This is a genomic window from Lysinibacillus sp. FSL K6-0232, from assembly GCF_038008325.1.
GTDB lineage: Bacteria > Bacillota > Bacilli > Bacillales_A > Planococcaceae > Lysinibacillus.
In genome coordinates this window covers 1,534,125-1,550,170 of record NZ_JBBOYW010000001.1, presented here as the reverse complement: position 1 = coordinate 1,550,170, position 16,046 = coordinate 1,534,125, and the positions used below count along the sequence as shown (strand labels likewise).

19 protein-coding genes and 1 pseudogene are annotated in these 16,046 nt (G+C 41.0%); 5 read left to right on the top strand and 15 right to left on the bottom strand.

Going from position 1 to position 16,046, the window contains the following annotated elements; genetic code table 11:
* Nucleotides 1–51: 51 nt before the first annotated feature.
* Nucleotides 52–215: pseudogene (locus MHB42_RS07410) on the bottom strand (c-type cytochrome biogenesis protein CcsB); the annotation flags it as partial.
* On the opposite strand from MHB42_RS07410, the gene MHB42_RS07405 reads away from it, so the two are divergent.
* The 5 genes from MHB42_RS07405 to MHB42_RS07385 all read left to right on the top strand — a co-directional run bounded on the left by MHB42_RS07405 (nucleotide 184) and on the right by MHB42_RS07385 (nucleotide 3,927).
* On the top strand, nucleotides 184–465 hold the full coding sequence (locus tag MHB42_RS07405; protein WP_340805301.1) for a LytTR family DNA-binding domain-containing protein: 282 nt from the start codon (nucleotides 184–186) through the stop codon (nucleotides 463–465). The pseudogene MHB42_RS07410 and the gene MHB42_RS07405 overlap by 32 nt on opposite strands.
* A 490-nt stretch (nucleotides 466–955) precedes the next feature.
* On the top strand, nucleotides 956–1,417 hold the full coding sequence (locus tag MHB42_RS07400; RefSeq protein ID WP_340805300.1) for a chemotaxis protein CheX: 462 nt from the start codon (nucleotides 956–958) through the stop codon (nucleotides 1,415–1,417).
* Nucleotides 1,418–1,640: 223 nt separating this feature from the next.
* The gene (locus tag MHB42_RS07395) at nucleotides 1,641–1,763 is read left to right on the top strand and encodes a hypothetical protein (protein ID WP_340805299.1); all 123 of its coding nucleotides are present in this window, start codon (nucleotides 1,641–1,643) and stop codon (nucleotides 1,761–1,763) included.
* Between the two features lie 24 nt (nucleotides 1,764–1,787).
* Nucleotides 1,788–2,279, top strand: a complete 492-nt coding sequence (locus MHB42_RS07390) for a cytochrome B5 (protein ID WP_340805298.1) — start codon at nucleotides 1,788–1,790, stop codon at nucleotides 2,277–2,279.
* Nucleotides 2,266–3,927, top strand: coding sequence for a b(o/a)3-type cytochrome-c oxidase subunit 1 (locus MHB42_RS07385; RefSeq protein ID WP_340805297.1), 1,662 nt, complete (start codon nucleotides 2,266–2,268; stop codon nucleotides 3,925–3,927). Before MHB42_RS07390 ends, MHB42_RS07385 begins: the two co-directional genes overlap by 14 nt.
* Nucleotides 3,928–3,967: 40 nt before the next feature.
* On the opposite strand, the gene MHB42_RS07380 is transcribed toward MHB42_RS07385, so the two are convergent.
* The 14 genes from MHB42_RS07380 to MHB42_RS07315 form a co-directional block, all read right to left on the bottom strand.
* The gene (locus MHB42_RS07380; protein WP_340805296.1) at nucleotides 3,968–5,461 is read right to left on the bottom strand and encodes a carboxypeptidase M32; all 1,494 of its coding nucleotides are present in this window, start codon (nucleotides 5,459–5,461) and stop codon (nucleotides 3,968–3,970) included.
* A 254-nt stretch (nucleotides 5,462–5,715) separates the two neighbouring features.
* Nucleotides 5,716–6,663, bottom strand: coding sequence for a malate dehydrogenase (gene mdh, locus MHB42_RS07375; RefSeq protein ID WP_340805295.1), 948 nt, complete (start codon nucleotides 6,661–6,663; stop codon nucleotides 5,716–5,718).
* A complete protein-coding gene (locus tag MHB42_RS07370; RefSeq protein ID WP_340805294.1) occupies nucleotides 6,663–7,019 on the bottom strand; it encodes a BMC domain-containing protein in 357 nt (118 codons plus the stop codon). Before MHB42_RS07370 ends, mdh begins: the two co-directional genes overlap by 1 nt.
* Complete coding sequence (locus tag MHB42_RS07365) at nucleotides 7,012–7,296, bottom strand: EutN/CcmL family microcompartment protein (protein WP_340805293.1); 285 nt, start codon at nucleotides 7,294–7,296, stop codon at nucleotides 7,012–7,014. The genes MHB42_RS07370 and MHB42_RS07365 overlap by 8 nt, the downstream gene beginning before the upstream one ends.
* A 36-nt stretch (nucleotides 7,297–7,332) precedes the next feature.
* On the bottom strand, nucleotides 7,333–8,202 hold the full coding sequence (locus MHB42_RS07360) for a phosphate propanoyltransferase (protein WP_340805292.1): 870 nt from the start codon (nucleotides 8,200–8,202) through the stop codon (nucleotides 7,333–7,335).
* A gap of 12 nt (nucleotides 8,203–8,214) precedes the next feature.
* A complete protein-coding gene (locus MHB42_RS07355; RefSeq protein ID WP_340805291.1) occupies nucleotides 8,215–8,805 on the bottom strand; it encodes a phosphate propanoyltransferase in 591 nt (196 codons plus the stop codon).
* A gap of 81 nt (nucleotides 8,806–8,886) precedes the next feature.
* Entirely contained in the window at nucleotides 8,887–9,165 is a 279-nt protein-coding gene (locus MHB42_RS07350; protein WP_004269321.1) for a BMC domain-containing protein, read from the bottom strand.
* Between the two features lie 16 nt (nucleotides 9,166–9,181).
* A complete protein-coding gene (locus MHB42_RS07345; RefSeq protein ID WP_340805290.1) occupies nucleotides 9,182–10,672 on the bottom strand; it encodes an aldehyde dehydrogenase family protein in 1,491 nt (496 codons plus the stop codon).
* A gap of 15 nt (nucleotides 10,673–10,687) precedes the next feature.
* Nucleotides 10,688–11,338, bottom strand: coding sequence for an ethanolamine utilization microcompartment protein EutL (gene eutL, locus MHB42_RS07340; protein WP_340805289.1), 651 nt, complete (start codon nucleotides 11,336–11,338; stop codon nucleotides 10,688–10,690).
* A gap of 12 nt (nucleotides 11,339–11,350) precedes the next feature.
* Nucleotides 11,351–12,349, bottom strand: a complete 999-nt coding sequence (eutC, locus tag MHB42_RS07335; protein ID WP_340805288.1) for an ethanolamine ammonia-lyase subunit EutC — start codon at nucleotides 12,347–12,349, stop codon at nucleotides 11,351–11,353.
* Between the two features lie 9 nt (nucleotides 12,350–12,358).
* Complete coding sequence (locus MHB42_RS07330) at nucleotides 12,359–13,729, bottom strand: ethanolamine ammonia-lyase subunit EutB (protein WP_340805287.1); 1,371 nt, start codon at nucleotides 13,727–13,729, stop codon at nucleotides 12,359–12,361.
* Nucleotides 13,730–13,734: 5 nt separating this feature from the next.
* On the bottom strand, nucleotides 13,735–15,156 hold the full coding sequence (locus MHB42_RS07325; RefSeq protein ID WP_340805286.1) for an ethanolamine ammonia-lyase reactivating factor EutA: 1,422 nt from the start codon (nucleotides 15,154–15,156) through the stop codon (nucleotides 13,735–13,737).
* 19 nt (nucleotides 15,157–15,175) lie between these two features.
* On the bottom strand, nucleotides 15,176–15,673 hold the full coding sequence (locus MHB42_RS07320; protein ID WP_340805285.1) for a EutP/PduV family microcompartment system protein: 498 nt from the start codon (nucleotides 15,671–15,673) through the stop codon (nucleotides 15,176–15,178).
* 10 nt (nucleotides 15,674–15,683) lie between these two features.
* Complete coding sequence (locus MHB42_RS07315) at nucleotides 15,684–16,025, bottom strand: BMC domain-containing protein (RefSeq protein ID WP_274796475.1); 342 nt, start codon at nucleotides 16,023–16,025, stop codon at nucleotides 15,684–15,686.
* Between the last annotated feature and the right edge of the window lie 21 nt (nucleotides 16,026–16,046).

Here is a 16,046-nt window from a genome sequence, read left to right as displayed (position 1 = left end):
CATGATTCGACTTGCAATGTATAACACTAATTTAACAACAAACGGTTTGTATTATGCGTATGAATGAAGCCCTGCAATCACTAAGTTCACAAATATTTGATTAAATAAAATAATGCCAAAGCCATGCTATACGCTCTCCTTCCCAGCCCTTCGCCATATGTAGATGTAATAAATAGCCATGTGATGAATGCCCATACTTCCTTTAGGTCCCAGCCACATAAGCTTGAGCTATATGAGCGCAATGGACACTATTCCTTTTATGGCGCTTTAAAGGATTTAGCCTATTTAGATGACCATTTTTTCCGCTGCCATAAAAGCTTTATCATTCATTTAAAAAATGTGAAGGAGTTCAATTTTAAAAGCCGCTACGTGTTAATGGAAAATGGCAGCCGTTGCCCAATTGCCTTTCGACTCATCGTGCCGCTTCAAAAAAGGTTAAAAAGCTTAAAAGAGGATTTTGCATAATGTAGATGGCTGTAAAATTATTGAGAAACGCCGCTATTTTCACCATTATGCCATTTTCAATTTTATTTTTCTCAACAAACCTCCACAAAAATCATACACGTGGATATGTTTGTTTATAAATACAATATACTTAGCTACATAAATGGCAGCAATGTTCAACTTTAAAAATATTCTTAGCTACCATATAAAAAGACATAGCCCGTATTTGGACGATGTCTTTCAAAGCTTTATTTTAAATGTGCAGTTGCCTGTTTTACCACGTATTTCCCAACCCCAATATAAATGGCTACAGCCGCTCCAATCAATACGAATGTCATTGCTGACCGCTCCTTTTCTCGTAAAATTCAGTCTTTTTATGTATATCGGATGAATTTGAAAATCATTCTCACTCTTATCATATAAATTTCATGTTAATTCGTCAAGACATACTTTCATCTTACCCTTTTTACATGGTAAGATGTAGAAAAGTCGGAAAAAGGATGCGGTAATGATGAGTAATTCGAAGTACTTTCAAACTATTTTAAACGGGACGATCCATGCTTTAAAATCGATTCTTCCTATGGATATGGAAGTAAAGTCACCTAGCATTATTTCTGAACCCTTTCAACAGCAGCAAATGGGTGTACTAATTGGCTTAATTGGCGATTTAAAAGGTCGTGTCATCATCGATTCCTCTCCTGAAGTGTTCAGTGGGATTGGCAATACAATGTTCGGTATGCCTTTGGAGGGCGAAATGTTAGAGTCCTTTACGGGCGAATTTGGCAATATGATTGCAGGAAATTTATGTACAGCTGTTGGGCAAGAAAGCTTAGAAATTGATATCACACCGCCAACTGTGATGGTGGGCAATACAAAATTATACGGCTTTGAAAAAGCATTTGCTCTCCCAGTTTCCATTCCCAGCATTGGGGCTCTAACAGTTTTATTAACAATTGAGGAAGACGAAGAATAAGAACGATTTCACATAAGCTACGGTTCTGTTATTTGCCTGCAAGATTTATAGTCAATAAGCTATCTCAAATAGTTTGAGATGGCTTATTTTTTTGTGCTGTTAATTTTTCACACTTTCTTCACATTATTTACGTGGATGTGTGATTTTTTTCACATCAAAATGATAGGAATTTTTATATGATGGCAATAAGCAATATCATTATAAAAGCGTAGGAGGGGCAAAAATGGCAAACAAAAAGAAGTCAGATGACAATTTAAAAGGTTCACTCTATGCAGTTTTTGGGATTGGAATCATCATTATTTTACTTTGGGTATACTGCTTCGATTTATTTATTGGACGGTTTTAATCTACGAGGAAGGGACAGAAACATATGCACATACATAAGTATGAGAAGTATTGGCTTGTGTTCGGAGTCGCTACTTTAGTGGCATTCCTAATCATTCTCGGTATTGGGGCATTTCATCAGGGCTCCCATCCGAACAATGGTAAAAAAACACTCGATTATGAGAAAGTAAAAGAAACAGCACCTTTCGATAATCCTGGTGTTCATAAAGTCGAAGGAAAAGATTGGGATTATGAGGTAGTTGTTGTTGCCTCAGCATTTAACTATAACCCTATGGAAATTGAAGTACCGCTTGGCGCAAAGGTGAAATTTATCGCAACAAGTGAGGATGTTATGCACGGCTTTCAGGTGGCAGGCACAAATATCAATATGATGCTTGAGCCTGGTTATATTTCAGAATATGTCACAAAAGTCAATAAAGTCGGCGAGTTTTTAATTGTATGTAATGAATACTGTGGTACAGGACATACGATGATGCACTCTATGCTAAAGGTGGTGGACCCAAATGAGTCACACTAATTCATTGACAAAGGTAGATCGCCGAGATGCAAAGCTAGCTATGGCACATATTTATGTAGCATTTATCGCATTGCTATTAGGCGGTCTTGCAGGATTATTACAAGTATTTGTGCGTTCTGGTCAATTTACATTACCAGCAGGCATCGGCTATTATCAGGTTTTAACAGTTCACGGTGTATTACTTGGTCTTATTTTAACAACATTCTTTATTTATGGCTTCCAAATTGCTAGTGTCAGCCGCACGTCAGGTACATTTACAGCTGGTCAACGCAAGCTTGGCTGGATTGGTTTTTGGCTCATGACAATTGGGACAGCAGCTGCTGCCACAATGGTTTTATTAAATAAAGCAACGGTTCTTTATACATTTTATGCGCCATTACAGGCACACTGGATTTTCTATTTAGGCCTTACACTTGTCGTGGTTGGTTCTTGGGTTGGTGGTGCAGGTCAAATTTTACGCTATGTCCAGTGGCGCAAAGAGCATAAAGGTAGCGGACAACGTAGCCCATTATTATCATTTATGGTCGTTGTTAATAATTTGATGTGGTTTGTAGCAACGCTTGGTGTAGCAGTTTCCGTATTATTCCAGTTGCTTCCGTGGTCATTAGGCTTCATTGAGCGCGTGGATGTTGCCCTATCACGTACACTATTCTGGTATTTTGGCCATGCGCTTGTATACTTCTGGCTATTACCTGCCTATATGGTTTGGTATACGGTTATCCCAAAAGTAATTGGCGGTAAAATTTTCTCTGATTCATTAGCAAGACTTTCCTTTATGTTATTTTTAATCTTCTCGGTTCCTGTTGGAATTCACCATCAGCTAACAGAGCCTGGTATTGATGGCACGTGGAAGTTTATACAGGTTGTTTTAACATTTGCCGTAATCGTTCCATCGTTAATGACAGCCTTCTCTATGTTTGCGATGTTTGAATTACGTGGACGCGAGCTAGGTGGCAAGGGACTATTCGGTTGGTTTAAAAAATTACCATGGAAAGATGCACGCTTCCTTGTTCCATTTATCGGTATGGTTGCTTTTATTCCTGGAGGTGCAGGTGGGATTGTCAATGCATCCTATCAAATGAACCAGCTAATCCATAATACAATTTGGGTAACAGGTCACTTCCATTTAACAATTGCAACGGCTGTTGTCTTAACCTATTTTGGTGCAGCATTCTGGTTAATTCCACATTTAACAGGTCGTACACTCACAAAATCTTTAAATAGCCTGAGCAATCTCTCAGGGATTTTATGGGCTGTTGGGATGACAATCATGTCCTCTGCCATGCATATTGCAGGTCTTATTGGTGCACCTCGTCGCTCTGATTACTCAGAATATGGCGGTGCTCAGCAAGCCTATGATTGGATTCCTTATCAAATTGCACAGGCAGTAGGTGGAACAATTCTCTTTATTGCTATCCTTGTCATTATCTATATCGTTGTGCAATTAGCTTGGTTTGCACCAAAAGGTGAGGAAGAATTCCCTGTAGGCGATGTTCATCAGCATAGTGGTCCGACACCAGTATTGCTTGAAAACTTTAAGGTATGGCTTGTTATTTTAGTAGCATTAATTTTATTTGCTTACACAGTGCCAATTATCGATATTATTTCAAATTCACCAGCAGGCTCAAAAGGCTATCAATTGTGGTAAGGAAAAAGCGATTTCTCGTAGCTGAGAAATCGCTTTTACATTATAGTTGATAAAGTTGTGTATATTTATCCTGCAAATAGTTGGCTAAGTATGTGGCATTTAAGCCTTCCCCTGTCGCTTCTTGCAGCAATTCAAACGGCTTTTTCAATGCGCCGTACTGATGAATTTTCTCTGTTAGCCATTGTCGGATAGGCAGTAGCTCACCCTTTGCCAATAGCGCATCAAAGTTTGGTATATCTTGATCCATCGCATGCTTCCATTGTGCTGCATAAATCATTCCTAGTGCATAGGATGGGAAGTAGCCAAACATGCCCCCTGACCAATGCATATCCTGAAGCACACCCTGTGCATCCGTCGCTGGACGTATCCCTAAATATTCCTCATATTTATCATTCCATATTTGTGGTAAATCCTTCGCCTGTAAATCACCGTTAAATAAATCACGTTCAATCTCATAGCGAATCATAATATGTAATGGATATGTTAACTCATCCGCTTCAATACGAATAAAGGATGGTTCCACCATATTAATGGCACGTAAAAAGTCTGCTAATGGTACATCTCTAAACTGGGCTGGTGAATAGTGTTGCAGGCGCTCGTAATTGTGCTGCCAGAACTGCTCATTTCTACCGACAAAATTTTCATAAAAGAGTGATTGCGATTCATGGATGCCCATTGAAGTACCTGTTGCTAATGGTAGTCCCGCAAGCTTTTGATCAATATTTTGTTCATACATCGCATGACCACACTCATGAATTGTTCCAAAAATAGCCGTGCGGAAATCATGCTCATCATATTTTGTTGTAATACGGTTATCCCCAAGATTAAGCCCAATCATAAATGGATGGACACTTTCATCCAAGCGTCCTGCCTCAAAGTCATAGCCGAGCTGTGTGAGCAATTCCAGCGATAATGCTCGCTGTGCCTCACGTGGAAAATGCTTATATAGCATGCTTGTATCAGGCTTAGCTGCGGTCATAATTTTTTGCACCAGCGTCACAATCTTATCGCGTAAATCACCGAATACTTGATCTAAGACATCTGTTGTCATCTCTGGCTCATATAAATCGAGCAATGTATTGTATGGGGAGCCATTTTTTATGCCCCAATACTGAATAAATTTTTTCTGCCATTGAATAATTTCCTCTAAATAAGGCAGGAATAATGCAAAATTATTGGTTGCCTTTGCCTCTTCCCAAGCTGTTTCTGCCTTAGATTGTAAAATGACAAACTCCTTATACTCATCAGCGGGAATTTTTTTATTTTGGTCGTAATTTTTTCGTACTTCCTCTACTAAGCGGCGTGTTACATCATCCAAATCAGCCTGCTGTGCCTCTAATGCTGTTAAAAGCTCACCCAATTCATCACTTGTTTGCATCGCAAATAAGGAGGCTGACAATGTACCAACGACCCCTGAGCGCTGTGCTAGTCCCTTTTTTGGCGCACCCGTTCGCATATCCCAATAAATTACATTGAGTGCCTCCCCATAATGCTGCATCTTCTTTACATAGTCTGTAAATTGCTGAACAACCATTGCTTCTCCCCCTTTTTACGTTACTAGTTTATCATATTTTTGAAAATTTCATCTATTGCTAAGATGATTCGAATCCACCTTGAATCATTTTTTTCTCCATCACAAAAATCTTCATTAAAAAGAAAGACTGCAGCAAATTAGCTACAGCCTTTAGGGGATTTTTTCTAGCTTTTAAGTCCTGTTCGGTTTCCAATCAAACATGCAATAGCAAGCTGGGGATGCTTGCTATTGCTGGAGAATCGTGTCTGTTTACACTATTCTATGTTTTGGCAAATGGCAATAACTTGCTTGACAGCCTCCGCAGAATGCTGAAGTGCTGTTTGTTCTTCCTGCGTTAAATGTAATTCAATCACAGATTCGATACCATTGCCACCTAAAATGGTTGGCACACCTAAAAATAAGTCGTGATAGCCGTACTCTCCTTCTAATAAAGCAATAGAAGGAATAATTTTTCGTTGGTCTTTCATAATAATTTCGACCATTTGCGCACATGCAGCGGCTGGTGCATAATAGGCGCTACCATTTCCTAGCAAACCAACAATTTCGCCGCCACCTTTACGTGTACGTTCAACGATTTGTTGTAGTCGATCTTGGGGAATCAATTTTTCTAATGGAATGCCACCTGCATAGGAATAGCGAATTAATGGCACCATTTCATCACCATGCCCACCTAAAACAAAGCCTGATACATCCTCTGGTGCAATTTGCAGCTCCTGTGCAACAAATGTGTTGAAGCGAGCTGTATCTAAAACACCAGATTGACCAATAATGCGATGCTTCGCAAAGCCTGTTTCCTTGTGGCACACATATGTCATGGCATCAACAGGGTTGCTTAGCACAACGACAATGCTGTTTGGTGCATAGTGCTTAATTTGTCTTGATACTTGTTGTATAATTTTAGCATTGGTTGTCACTAAATCATCACGGCTCATGCCCGGTTTACGTGGTAGCCCTGCTGTAATAACAACAATATCTGCACCCGCAATATCCTCATAGCTGCTTGTTCCTTTAATGGACACATTAAACTTTTCGATAGGGCCTGTTTGTAGTAAGTCCAAAGCCTTCCCTTTTGTTGGATTTTCCGCTTCTGGAATATCGACAAGCACAACATCGCCTAATTCCTTCTGCGCTAAAAATAAACTTAGTGTGGAGCCTGTATGACCTGCTCCAATTACAGCAATTTTATTTTTACGAAAAGCCATTATGCCTCACCTCGATTATCCGTTGCTGCTGTTGTTTCTGCTGCTTTTTTAGCACGCGTTGATAAAGGCTTTTTCTTTGGTGCTTCTGGCCCCTTAATCATCTTAAAAACATCTTCATCAGGTCTTGGAATGACATGAGCGCCTAATAATTCTCCGACTCTTATGGCAGCGGCCTTACCAGCTTCTACTGCTGCTTGAACAGAGCCGACATCGCCTGTGACAACCACTGTCACAATGCCACCATCCACAAATTCCTGCTTCACAACTGTGACATCGGCTGCCTTAATCATCGCATCGGCTGCTTCATAAGAGCCGACCAAGCCTTTTGTTTCAATCATGCCAATTGCGCTACTCATTGTCCTCACCTCGCATCACTTCTGTAGAATCAATAATCCCAATAACAACTGCATCAATCGGGAGCGGATTTTCTCGCATAATATAGCGTGATGACCCACCGCTGGTCACAAGTACATCATCACCAATCCCTGCTCCTATACGATCTGCTGCAACAATTTCTGTGCGAATCGGCTGTTGATTGGAGTCAATTGGTTGAATGATTAATAATTTTAAACCATTCAGCCCTTCCTCCTTGCGTGTTGCCCATACACTGCCTATCACTCTTCCCATTTGCATGAACGTCACCCTCTTTACGCGACACAGCTTGTCTGTTTACTCTGAACGAACCGTTAATGTTTTATTTAACTCTCGTAATTTATCGTACGCCAATGCTGTGACAATGGTTTTCTTTGGCACAACAATTTCCTGTGCCTCTATTGCTAATATGTCTAGTTGTGAAAGCAGCTTTTTATCATAGTAATAGACAGATGGCTGCTCTACCTGCTGAATAACTGGAGGTTGTGCATTCATAGCTATAGGCTGCTCAGACACTGGATGGTGAACAATTTCAGCAAGTGCACCCTGTTGAATCAATCCTGCATTTGCTTCATCTGTATCAATATGCATTTCTAAGCGATAACGCTCAGATACACGAATAACCACATTCGATAAAATAATTGGACGTATTCCTGCTATCTTAATTTGTACAGATTGTCCATCGACAACATTAAAGCTCGCACTATCTGCAGGCGACATATGAATATGCGCCTGTGCAACAATTAGCCCTTCCTGTAAGACAACACTGCCCTTTGGACCAATTAATGTTACAGGGCTCGAGCCTTGAATATCACCTGAAATTCTTAATGGCGGCTTTAAGCCTAATTTCATGGCATCTGTCCAGCTTACCTCCACCTGCGATAGCGAACGGGCTGGCCCTAAAATACGCACACGTTCAATCGAGCCTTTTGGTCCAGCAATAACGACGGTTTCCTCCGCAGCAAACTGTCCTGGCTGGGAAAGCTCAAACTTTGGTGTTAGCTCGTAGCCCTTCCCAAATAGCTGCTCCACCTCTGCCTGTGCAAGGTGAACATGGCGAGCGGATACACCAATTGGAATTTTACCGTTATGTGGAGGGGCAGATTGATTTTTTAATACTTGCTGTAGAACTTGTTCCACGATTTTTTGCACTAAATGTTCTTGCATCTTACCTCCTCCTTACAATGATGCTTTCACTAATTTTCCTTGTGCCTGCTGTTCAATAAAGCCTGCATTCGCTTCATCTGTATCAATATGCATTTCCAAGCTAAAATCATTGGAAACACGTACAACGACACCACGGAATGTCACAGGTCGTTCACTGACAACTTCCACTGCTACAACTTCGTTATTGTGTACTGCTAATGCTTGCGCATCTTCCTCGGTCATATGGATATGTGCCTGTGCAATAATCACACCCTGCGGAATCACTAATTCACGCTCTCCATGAATCAGCTTAATACCAGCAGAGTTGTCAATATCGCCAGATTGTCTTAATGGCGGATGAATGCCTAGCTTCATCGCATCTGTTCGGCTAACCTCCACTTGCGTTGCTGCTCTTACAGGACCTAATACGCGAACATTGTGAATAATGCCTTTAGGTCCTTCAATTGAAACGCGCTCTTTGGCAGCAAATTGCCCTGGCTGTGATAAGTCAAAATCCTTTGTAAGCGTTGCATTGGGACCAAAAAGTGCTTGTAAATCCTCTTCACTTAGATGGATATGACGAGCCGAAATGGCAACTGGAAATGTTTTAATTGCTGTTGTCACACAAGCCACCTCTATATCTAGTTGATTGTTTCATAAGTTGAGAGCTGATCTACTACCGAATCAGCTCTCCATACTGATTCATTACGCTTCTGCTTTTGGTAAAATCATTTCTAATTCATGATGTGGACGTGGAATTACATGGACAGATAATAGCTCTCCTACACGTTGTGCTGCTGCTGCACCTGCGTCTGTTGCTGCTTTCACTGCGCCTACATCACCACGTACAAGCACCGTTACAATACCGCCACCAACATGTACTTTTCCTACTAAATTAACGCTTGCTGCCTTTACCATTGCATCCGCTGCTTCAATTGCTCCTACTAAACCTTTTGTTTCTACCATTCCTAATGCTGTACTCATTTGTCATTCCTCCAAATTATTTATTTTGTAATGTGATTTGCTTTAATACTTGGTCAACAATTTGTTGCACCACTGCTGTATCGAGAGCAGGCTCTTGTGATACAACCGACTCTACGACTGACTGCACTTCAACTTCTGGCTTTGGCACATCAACATCTTTAATGCCATACGCCATACGTTTAATATTGATTAAATGTCTTGCTGTAATATTGTCCGACGTAATATTGCCGCCAAATGTACCACAGCCTAATGTAAAGGATGGTGCTAAGCCTGTTGTACCGCCTACTGCACCGATGGATGATAATGTATTCACCACAATGCGAGATACAGGTAATTCAACAGAGAATTGTTCTGCTAATGCTGTATTTTCTGTATGGATGGAGCATGTATGTCCACGTCCGCCAATATTTAGCAGGTCAATCATAACTTGCTTGGCTTCTGTACTGTTTTCTACTATATAAAGTGCAAAGATTGGTGATAGCTTTTCAAGTGAAAATGGTATATTTTTGCCAATCATTGTTTCCAATCCAACAAGCACTTTCGTATCTGCTGGTACTGTAATGCCAGCAGACTGTGCTAGGCTAACGGCAGATTTACCAACAATTTTAGGGTTTACTTTCCCTGGTACTGGCGAAATCAACTGCTCCATCTTCGCCTTTTCCTCGGCATTTAAAATATAGGCATGATTATTCTTCAATTCTGTTAGCACGACCTCAGCAATCGCTTTATCGACAATAATGGACTGCTCTGTTGCACAAATTGTCCCATTATCAAATGATTTACTTTGCACAAGCTGGCGCACAGCCTTTTGAATAGTAGCCGATTTTTCAATATAAGCGGGTACATTCCCAGGACCTACACCGTAAGCTGGCTTGCCTGAGCTATAGGCAGCTTTGACAAGTGCACCACCACCAGTTGCTAAAATTAAATGTACATCAGGATGCTTCATTAGCTGCTGGGTTGCTTCCATGGATGACATTGTTAAACAGTGTAGTAAGCCCTCTGGTGCACCTGCTTGCTCTGCAGCTACTCGACAAATATCCAAAGCCTCTTTTGTACATTTCACCGCATATGGATGTGGGCTAATAATAAGCGCATTTCTTGTTTTTAATGAAATTAATGTTTTAAAAATAGCTGTAGACGTTGGGTTTGTCGTCGGTACAATACCTGCAATCACGCCAAAGGGGCTCGCAATTTCCGCTACTTTTTTCATGCGGTCATAGCCAACAATGCCAACTGTCTTTAAATCTTTAATATCTTCAAAGACATCTCGTGAAGCTACTTCATTTTTTATTTTTTTATGATTTGGGACACCCATTCCTGTTTCTTGCACAGCCATTTTAGCTAAACGATCTGCTTCCTTAAATGCCGCATCTGCCACTGCCTTTACAATGCTATCTACTTGTTGCTGTGAAAACTGCATATAGGCAGCCTGTGCTGTATTCGCCTGCTTCACGGCATCTCTCATTTCCTGAATCGCTAATAAGTCTTTGTCTAATGTGGCCATAAAGCCGCCTCCCTTCTAGATCACTGGGTTTCTTGCTATCTGTTCAATGGCTTCTCTAAAGGCATTTGCCGCAGCCTCGCAGGATGATTGACTGCCGCTTAGTAAGCCGCCGCCAAAATTGGTTTCTGATGGAGGGCCAAAGAACACCTTTAGCTCTACGTCTGCCGCCTTTAATGCTGCATCTAAGCCAACAACTGCCTCTAGTGGTGGGGCGATTACATATGCAAGGGGTGTGCCTACTTTGACATTTGCCACCTCAGCAAGATACGTACCACAGCTAGCTACTGTATGTGCAAACAATGCATGATTATCATTATTATTAATGGCTTCAAAATACGTATCAAATTGAATTTTTTGCTGAATGGCGTCTAGTCCGCTACGAATCTCATCTGGTGAACTGCCAGCAATAATGCCAATTACCTCTCCTGATAATGGGCCAGATGCATGTGCTGCTCCAGCATAGAAGCTTTTCGCATAGACAACATCCACATCTGCTTTTTTCGTTGCTTCATCTAATGCTACATAGGCAACATCATCAATGGTGAGTGTCACAAGCCCAATGCTATGGTGCGATGGCTTTAAAGCTAGCTGCTGCGCTAATTCACTATTAACCCTTGGAATAGTTTGCATTGCTAAAATTTGTGCCATAATTTTTTGAGGATTCATCTTATTAGCCCCCTAACCTTCTTTTGCGACAAGCTCTACACCACTTGCCTGATAATGCAAGATTTTTTGTACGACTGTTCCAAGATAAGCGCCAGCCTCTAATGGCGGAATACCACCTTTATGGATATTGGAAATAACCATGCGCTCCGCCTCCACCGTGCCAATTCTTGGCTTATAGCATAAGTACGCGCTCATGGATTCAGCCGATACAAGACCAGGACGCTCACCAATTAAATAAACAACGACATCTGGCTGTAATACCTCACCAATTTCATCCATTAAGGCAACACGCCCTTTATCAATATAGAACGTTGTCCCCATATCAATATTTAAATTGTTTAAGCTTTGCTGAAGGGCTAGGTAAACGTCTTGTACATTTTCCTCAATGGCACTGGCACTTAAGCCATTGGAAATAATAATTTGTACAGTGGGCTGCGCTTTACATTTTTGCTGAATCAATGCTTTTGCTTCATCCGATAAGCGACGACCTAAATCAGGTCTTGTAATATATTCCTCTTTATCTATCACTTTTGTTGTTACTTGAAACACATTCAGCTTTTGTAGTAGCTCCTCCGATACTTCACCATATACGGCATCCACTGCTGCTGCATGATCGAGTCGGAATTTTAACCATGTTTTTGTTTTTGGTCGTGTTCCTGCCCTGCCTACACCAATTCGCGCAGGTGTGTTTTTTTGGGCTGCCTGCACACTATCATTCAATGGCGCTGTATCAAATTGAAATGGCTGCGCTGGTGCAGCTTCTGGTAATGGCTGCTCAAGCGTTGTAGACGCTGTATGGAGCTGCCCATGCTGATATAGCTTAATTAATGGTTCGGATGCTGCTGCTTCAGGCTCTGTTATACTGTGCTGCGAGTTCGCTGGCTTATCATAAAATTGAATAAGTGGCTGTGCTGTTGGAGCAGCCGTTGCTTTAGCTGCTTGACTATCTGCACTTTGCGCCATTTTTTCCATGACAAGCTGTGTAATCATCGATACTAATTGTTCATTCACTCGACTCACCTACCTTTCAAAAATAGATAAATCACCAGCTCTTGCTGAAAGTCGACCATTTTCATAAATGCCCATTTTCTCTAACCATGCTAAGTATTCTGGTGCTGGTTTTTTACCAAATGTTTGGAGTAATGTAGCCACATCATGGAAGCTCATGGATTGATAATTGAGCATCACATCATCACCCATCGGTGCAGCAATAATAAAGTTGACGCCTGCTGCTGTTAATAGCACGCTTAAATCCTCAATATCATTTTGGTCTGCCTTAATATGGTTCGTATAGCAAATATCCACACCCATTGGAATGCCATGCATCTTACCCATAAAATGATCTTCTAGACCTGCTCGAATCACTTGTTTATTATTGTATAAATACTCTGGACCGATAAAGCCAACAACTGTATTGACAATATAAGGATTAAAATGTCTTGCAAAGCCATAATTGCGAGATTCTAGTGTTACTTGGTCAATGCCCATATGAGCCTCTGCCGATAGCTCTGAGCCTTGTCCTGTTTCAAAATAAAAGAGGTTTGGACCTGTTCCTGTCCCTTGCTTTTTAATAAGCTCCTCTGCTTCACGAATTAAATCCGCAGAAATACCGAACGAACGGTTCGCAATTTCAGTACCAGCAATACTTTGGAAAATCATATCTGCGGGTGCGCCCTGCTTAATTGCCTTCATCTGTGTTGTAATATGTGCCAATACACAGTTTTGCGTAGGAATCGACCATTCATTGATAAATTCCTTTGTCGCAGTCAACACCTTTTTAACACTTTCAACAGAATCATCCACAGGGTTAATGCCAATAACAGCATCACCAATACCGTAGGATAGCCCTTCCTTTAGCGAAGCAATAATGCCATCAATATTGTCTGTTGGATGGTTTGGCTGGAGCCTTGAAGACAATGTCCCCTTTTGCCCAATCGTAATATTACAGGTTGATAAAATTTCCACTTTATTGGCAGCATGAACAAGGTCTAAATTAGACATCAGCTTTGTGACAGCCGCAATAATTTCAGAATTCATGCCTTTGCTTAAACGCTTTAGCTCACGATCACCTGTGTCATTCGATAAAATATACTCTCGGAGCTGCTCAATGCTCCAGTTTTTAATTTCGCCATAGATTTGTTCATTCACATCACCTTCAATAATGCGTGAAACCTCATCATTTTCCTTTGGCACTAATGGATTTTCTCGAATATCTTTTACTAATAGCTCACTGAGCACAGCCTTTGCGGCAATGCGTTGCTGTACGGATTCAGCAGCAATGCCTGCTAGCTGATCACCTGATTTTTCTTCATTGGCCTTTGCCATTACATCTTTTAATGATTGAAAATTATATTTTTCTCCACCAAATATCACCGATAGATTCACATTCATCCTCCTTACTTTGAGTGGAAGGCAAGTGTTTTGACAACAACAGGTACAACGCCAGATGGCAGAACCTCTCCAATGTCGATATAATCGCCTGTATCCACTTTAATTTGATCGATGCAAAGTATTGGCACTGTAGGATCAATTGCCTGTATCGTTTGACCAATAATTTTTGCATAATCTGATTGAATGACTATGATAATTGGTATGTCCTTGGAGCATTTTATTGCCAAATGCTGCAAAATCGCCTGACACAATGTCTGGACATCCTGAAAGCTCAAATAAGGCAATTCACTAAAATAGAGGGCAAATGGTGAACGATTATCCTGTATGGTAAATAAATCATCTGCCCGCTCTACGGCTGTCTTCACTGTCGTGTGAAAGTCTATTGATGCATCCATATGACAGTTGAAGACAGGTACATTTTTTAACGGTAACACCTCGGCATCCACTTGAATTGTTGCTCCGCTAATGTCAGTTGTTTGTGTGCCAGCACCTGTTACTGTGGCACGTGCTGTTTCCTTTGGCTGTAACCATAAAAATGATTGGAGCTGTTCATGCTGTAGCAGCATCTTCGCTAATTTCTCACCAAGATCATCATATTGACGCTGTGTGCAGTCATTTTCATAAATGCAGGAAGCTACACCACCAGAAAAGACGATAGCATCTACTGGTTTATGCCAGTTTGGTAAATGCCCTAGCAATAATGGATGCCCTTCATCCTGACATTGACCGTGTAAAATCATGGCAAGTGTCTTAACCATTTCTTCCACACATTGTGACACTCGCACATCCTCTGCTGAATCACCAACAGCTAACGGCTGAGGCCATTTTTCCATCAATCGCATGAGCGGTGGAGAGATTGATTGAATTTTGCCAGCCTGAAACTCAATCAATCTACCACCAACATGCAAGGTGCAAGTACCAATTACTTCGCCAAACTGCATCACCGCAATATTGGCAGTGCCTCCGCCAATATCAATATTGGCAATGACTTTGGATGAATTCTTTGATTGCTGTAATGTACCTGCACCTTTTGCAGCAATAATGCCCTCTAAATCAGGTCCCGCGGTAGCAACTAAAAAATGACCAGCGCCATCTGCAATCGTATGAACAACCTCACGTGCATTTTCCTTTGTGGCAGATTCACCTGTAATAATAATGGCTCCTGTTGAAATATCTGTTGGTGCAATTTGTGCCAATTGATATTGCTGAAAAATAAATGCTTCAATTTTTTGCATATCAATCATGTCTTTATTTAGAAACGGTGTTTTAATAATAGGACTTTGATGCAACACTGTTTTCTCAATAATTTCAATTCTTGGCACATGTGTAACGCCTGCCACATTTTTTAATAGAAAACGACTGACAACCATTTTTGTGGTGCTTGTTCCAATATCAATGCCTGCACTATATATTTTTTCAGTTTTCACCCTATGCCTCCTCTCATCACTATGGGTAATACATGAGATACGGACTATCGCAATCCTTGACATATTGACGAATTTCCTCATTAGTACGAAGCTGGATAAGCGGCGCTATAAACTCCACGCCCTGCTTTTTCCATGAAGAGGTTTTGACAATAGCACCTTGCGTGATGACATTTTTTAGTAACTCAGTTGCCCGTTCAACATCTGCATTTGGTGCATCAATTTTCGTAATCACGCCTATTTGGATTTTAGGGATGCCTAAGCTAAATTGCGGTGGAAACACGCTTTTAGCTGATGTTGCATCCTGTAAATAAATAACATGTGTCACTTCCAATGATGTTGCCATAATATTTCTGTAATACATAGGGTTTTCAATATATTCACCCGGTGTATCAACAATCCAGTCATCATAAACGAGTGCCTGTGTTTTATTGGCTGTGCTTTCTTTGCCTAGCAAGGTATTCATCAATGTTGACTTTCCTGCCTGTACACCACCTATTATCATTACTCGATTTTTCATATGACACATCCTATGACTTCGTTATTTTCGATGGTGTATAGCCTAATACCTCAGATAAAAAACGATTAATTTCTAGCATTGCCATTTCCACCTCTGACACACTGCCAACAATAACAAGACTGCCTGTAAAACGATCTAAAAAGCCTAATTTGACATTGGCAGCCTTTGTCGCTAAATCTCCTGCGATAATAACCGTTTCACTTGGCGTACAGGTCATAATACCAAGCGCACCTGCTTCTTGTATGCCAAGCTTTTGAAACATGTCAGGATCAGGATTGGCAATTAAATGACTTAATGTTAGCTGCTTCCCCGGCACAAACTCCTGAATAAACCGTTTCTTTTCTTCACTCACCTGCTATCACCTTGCCCTTCT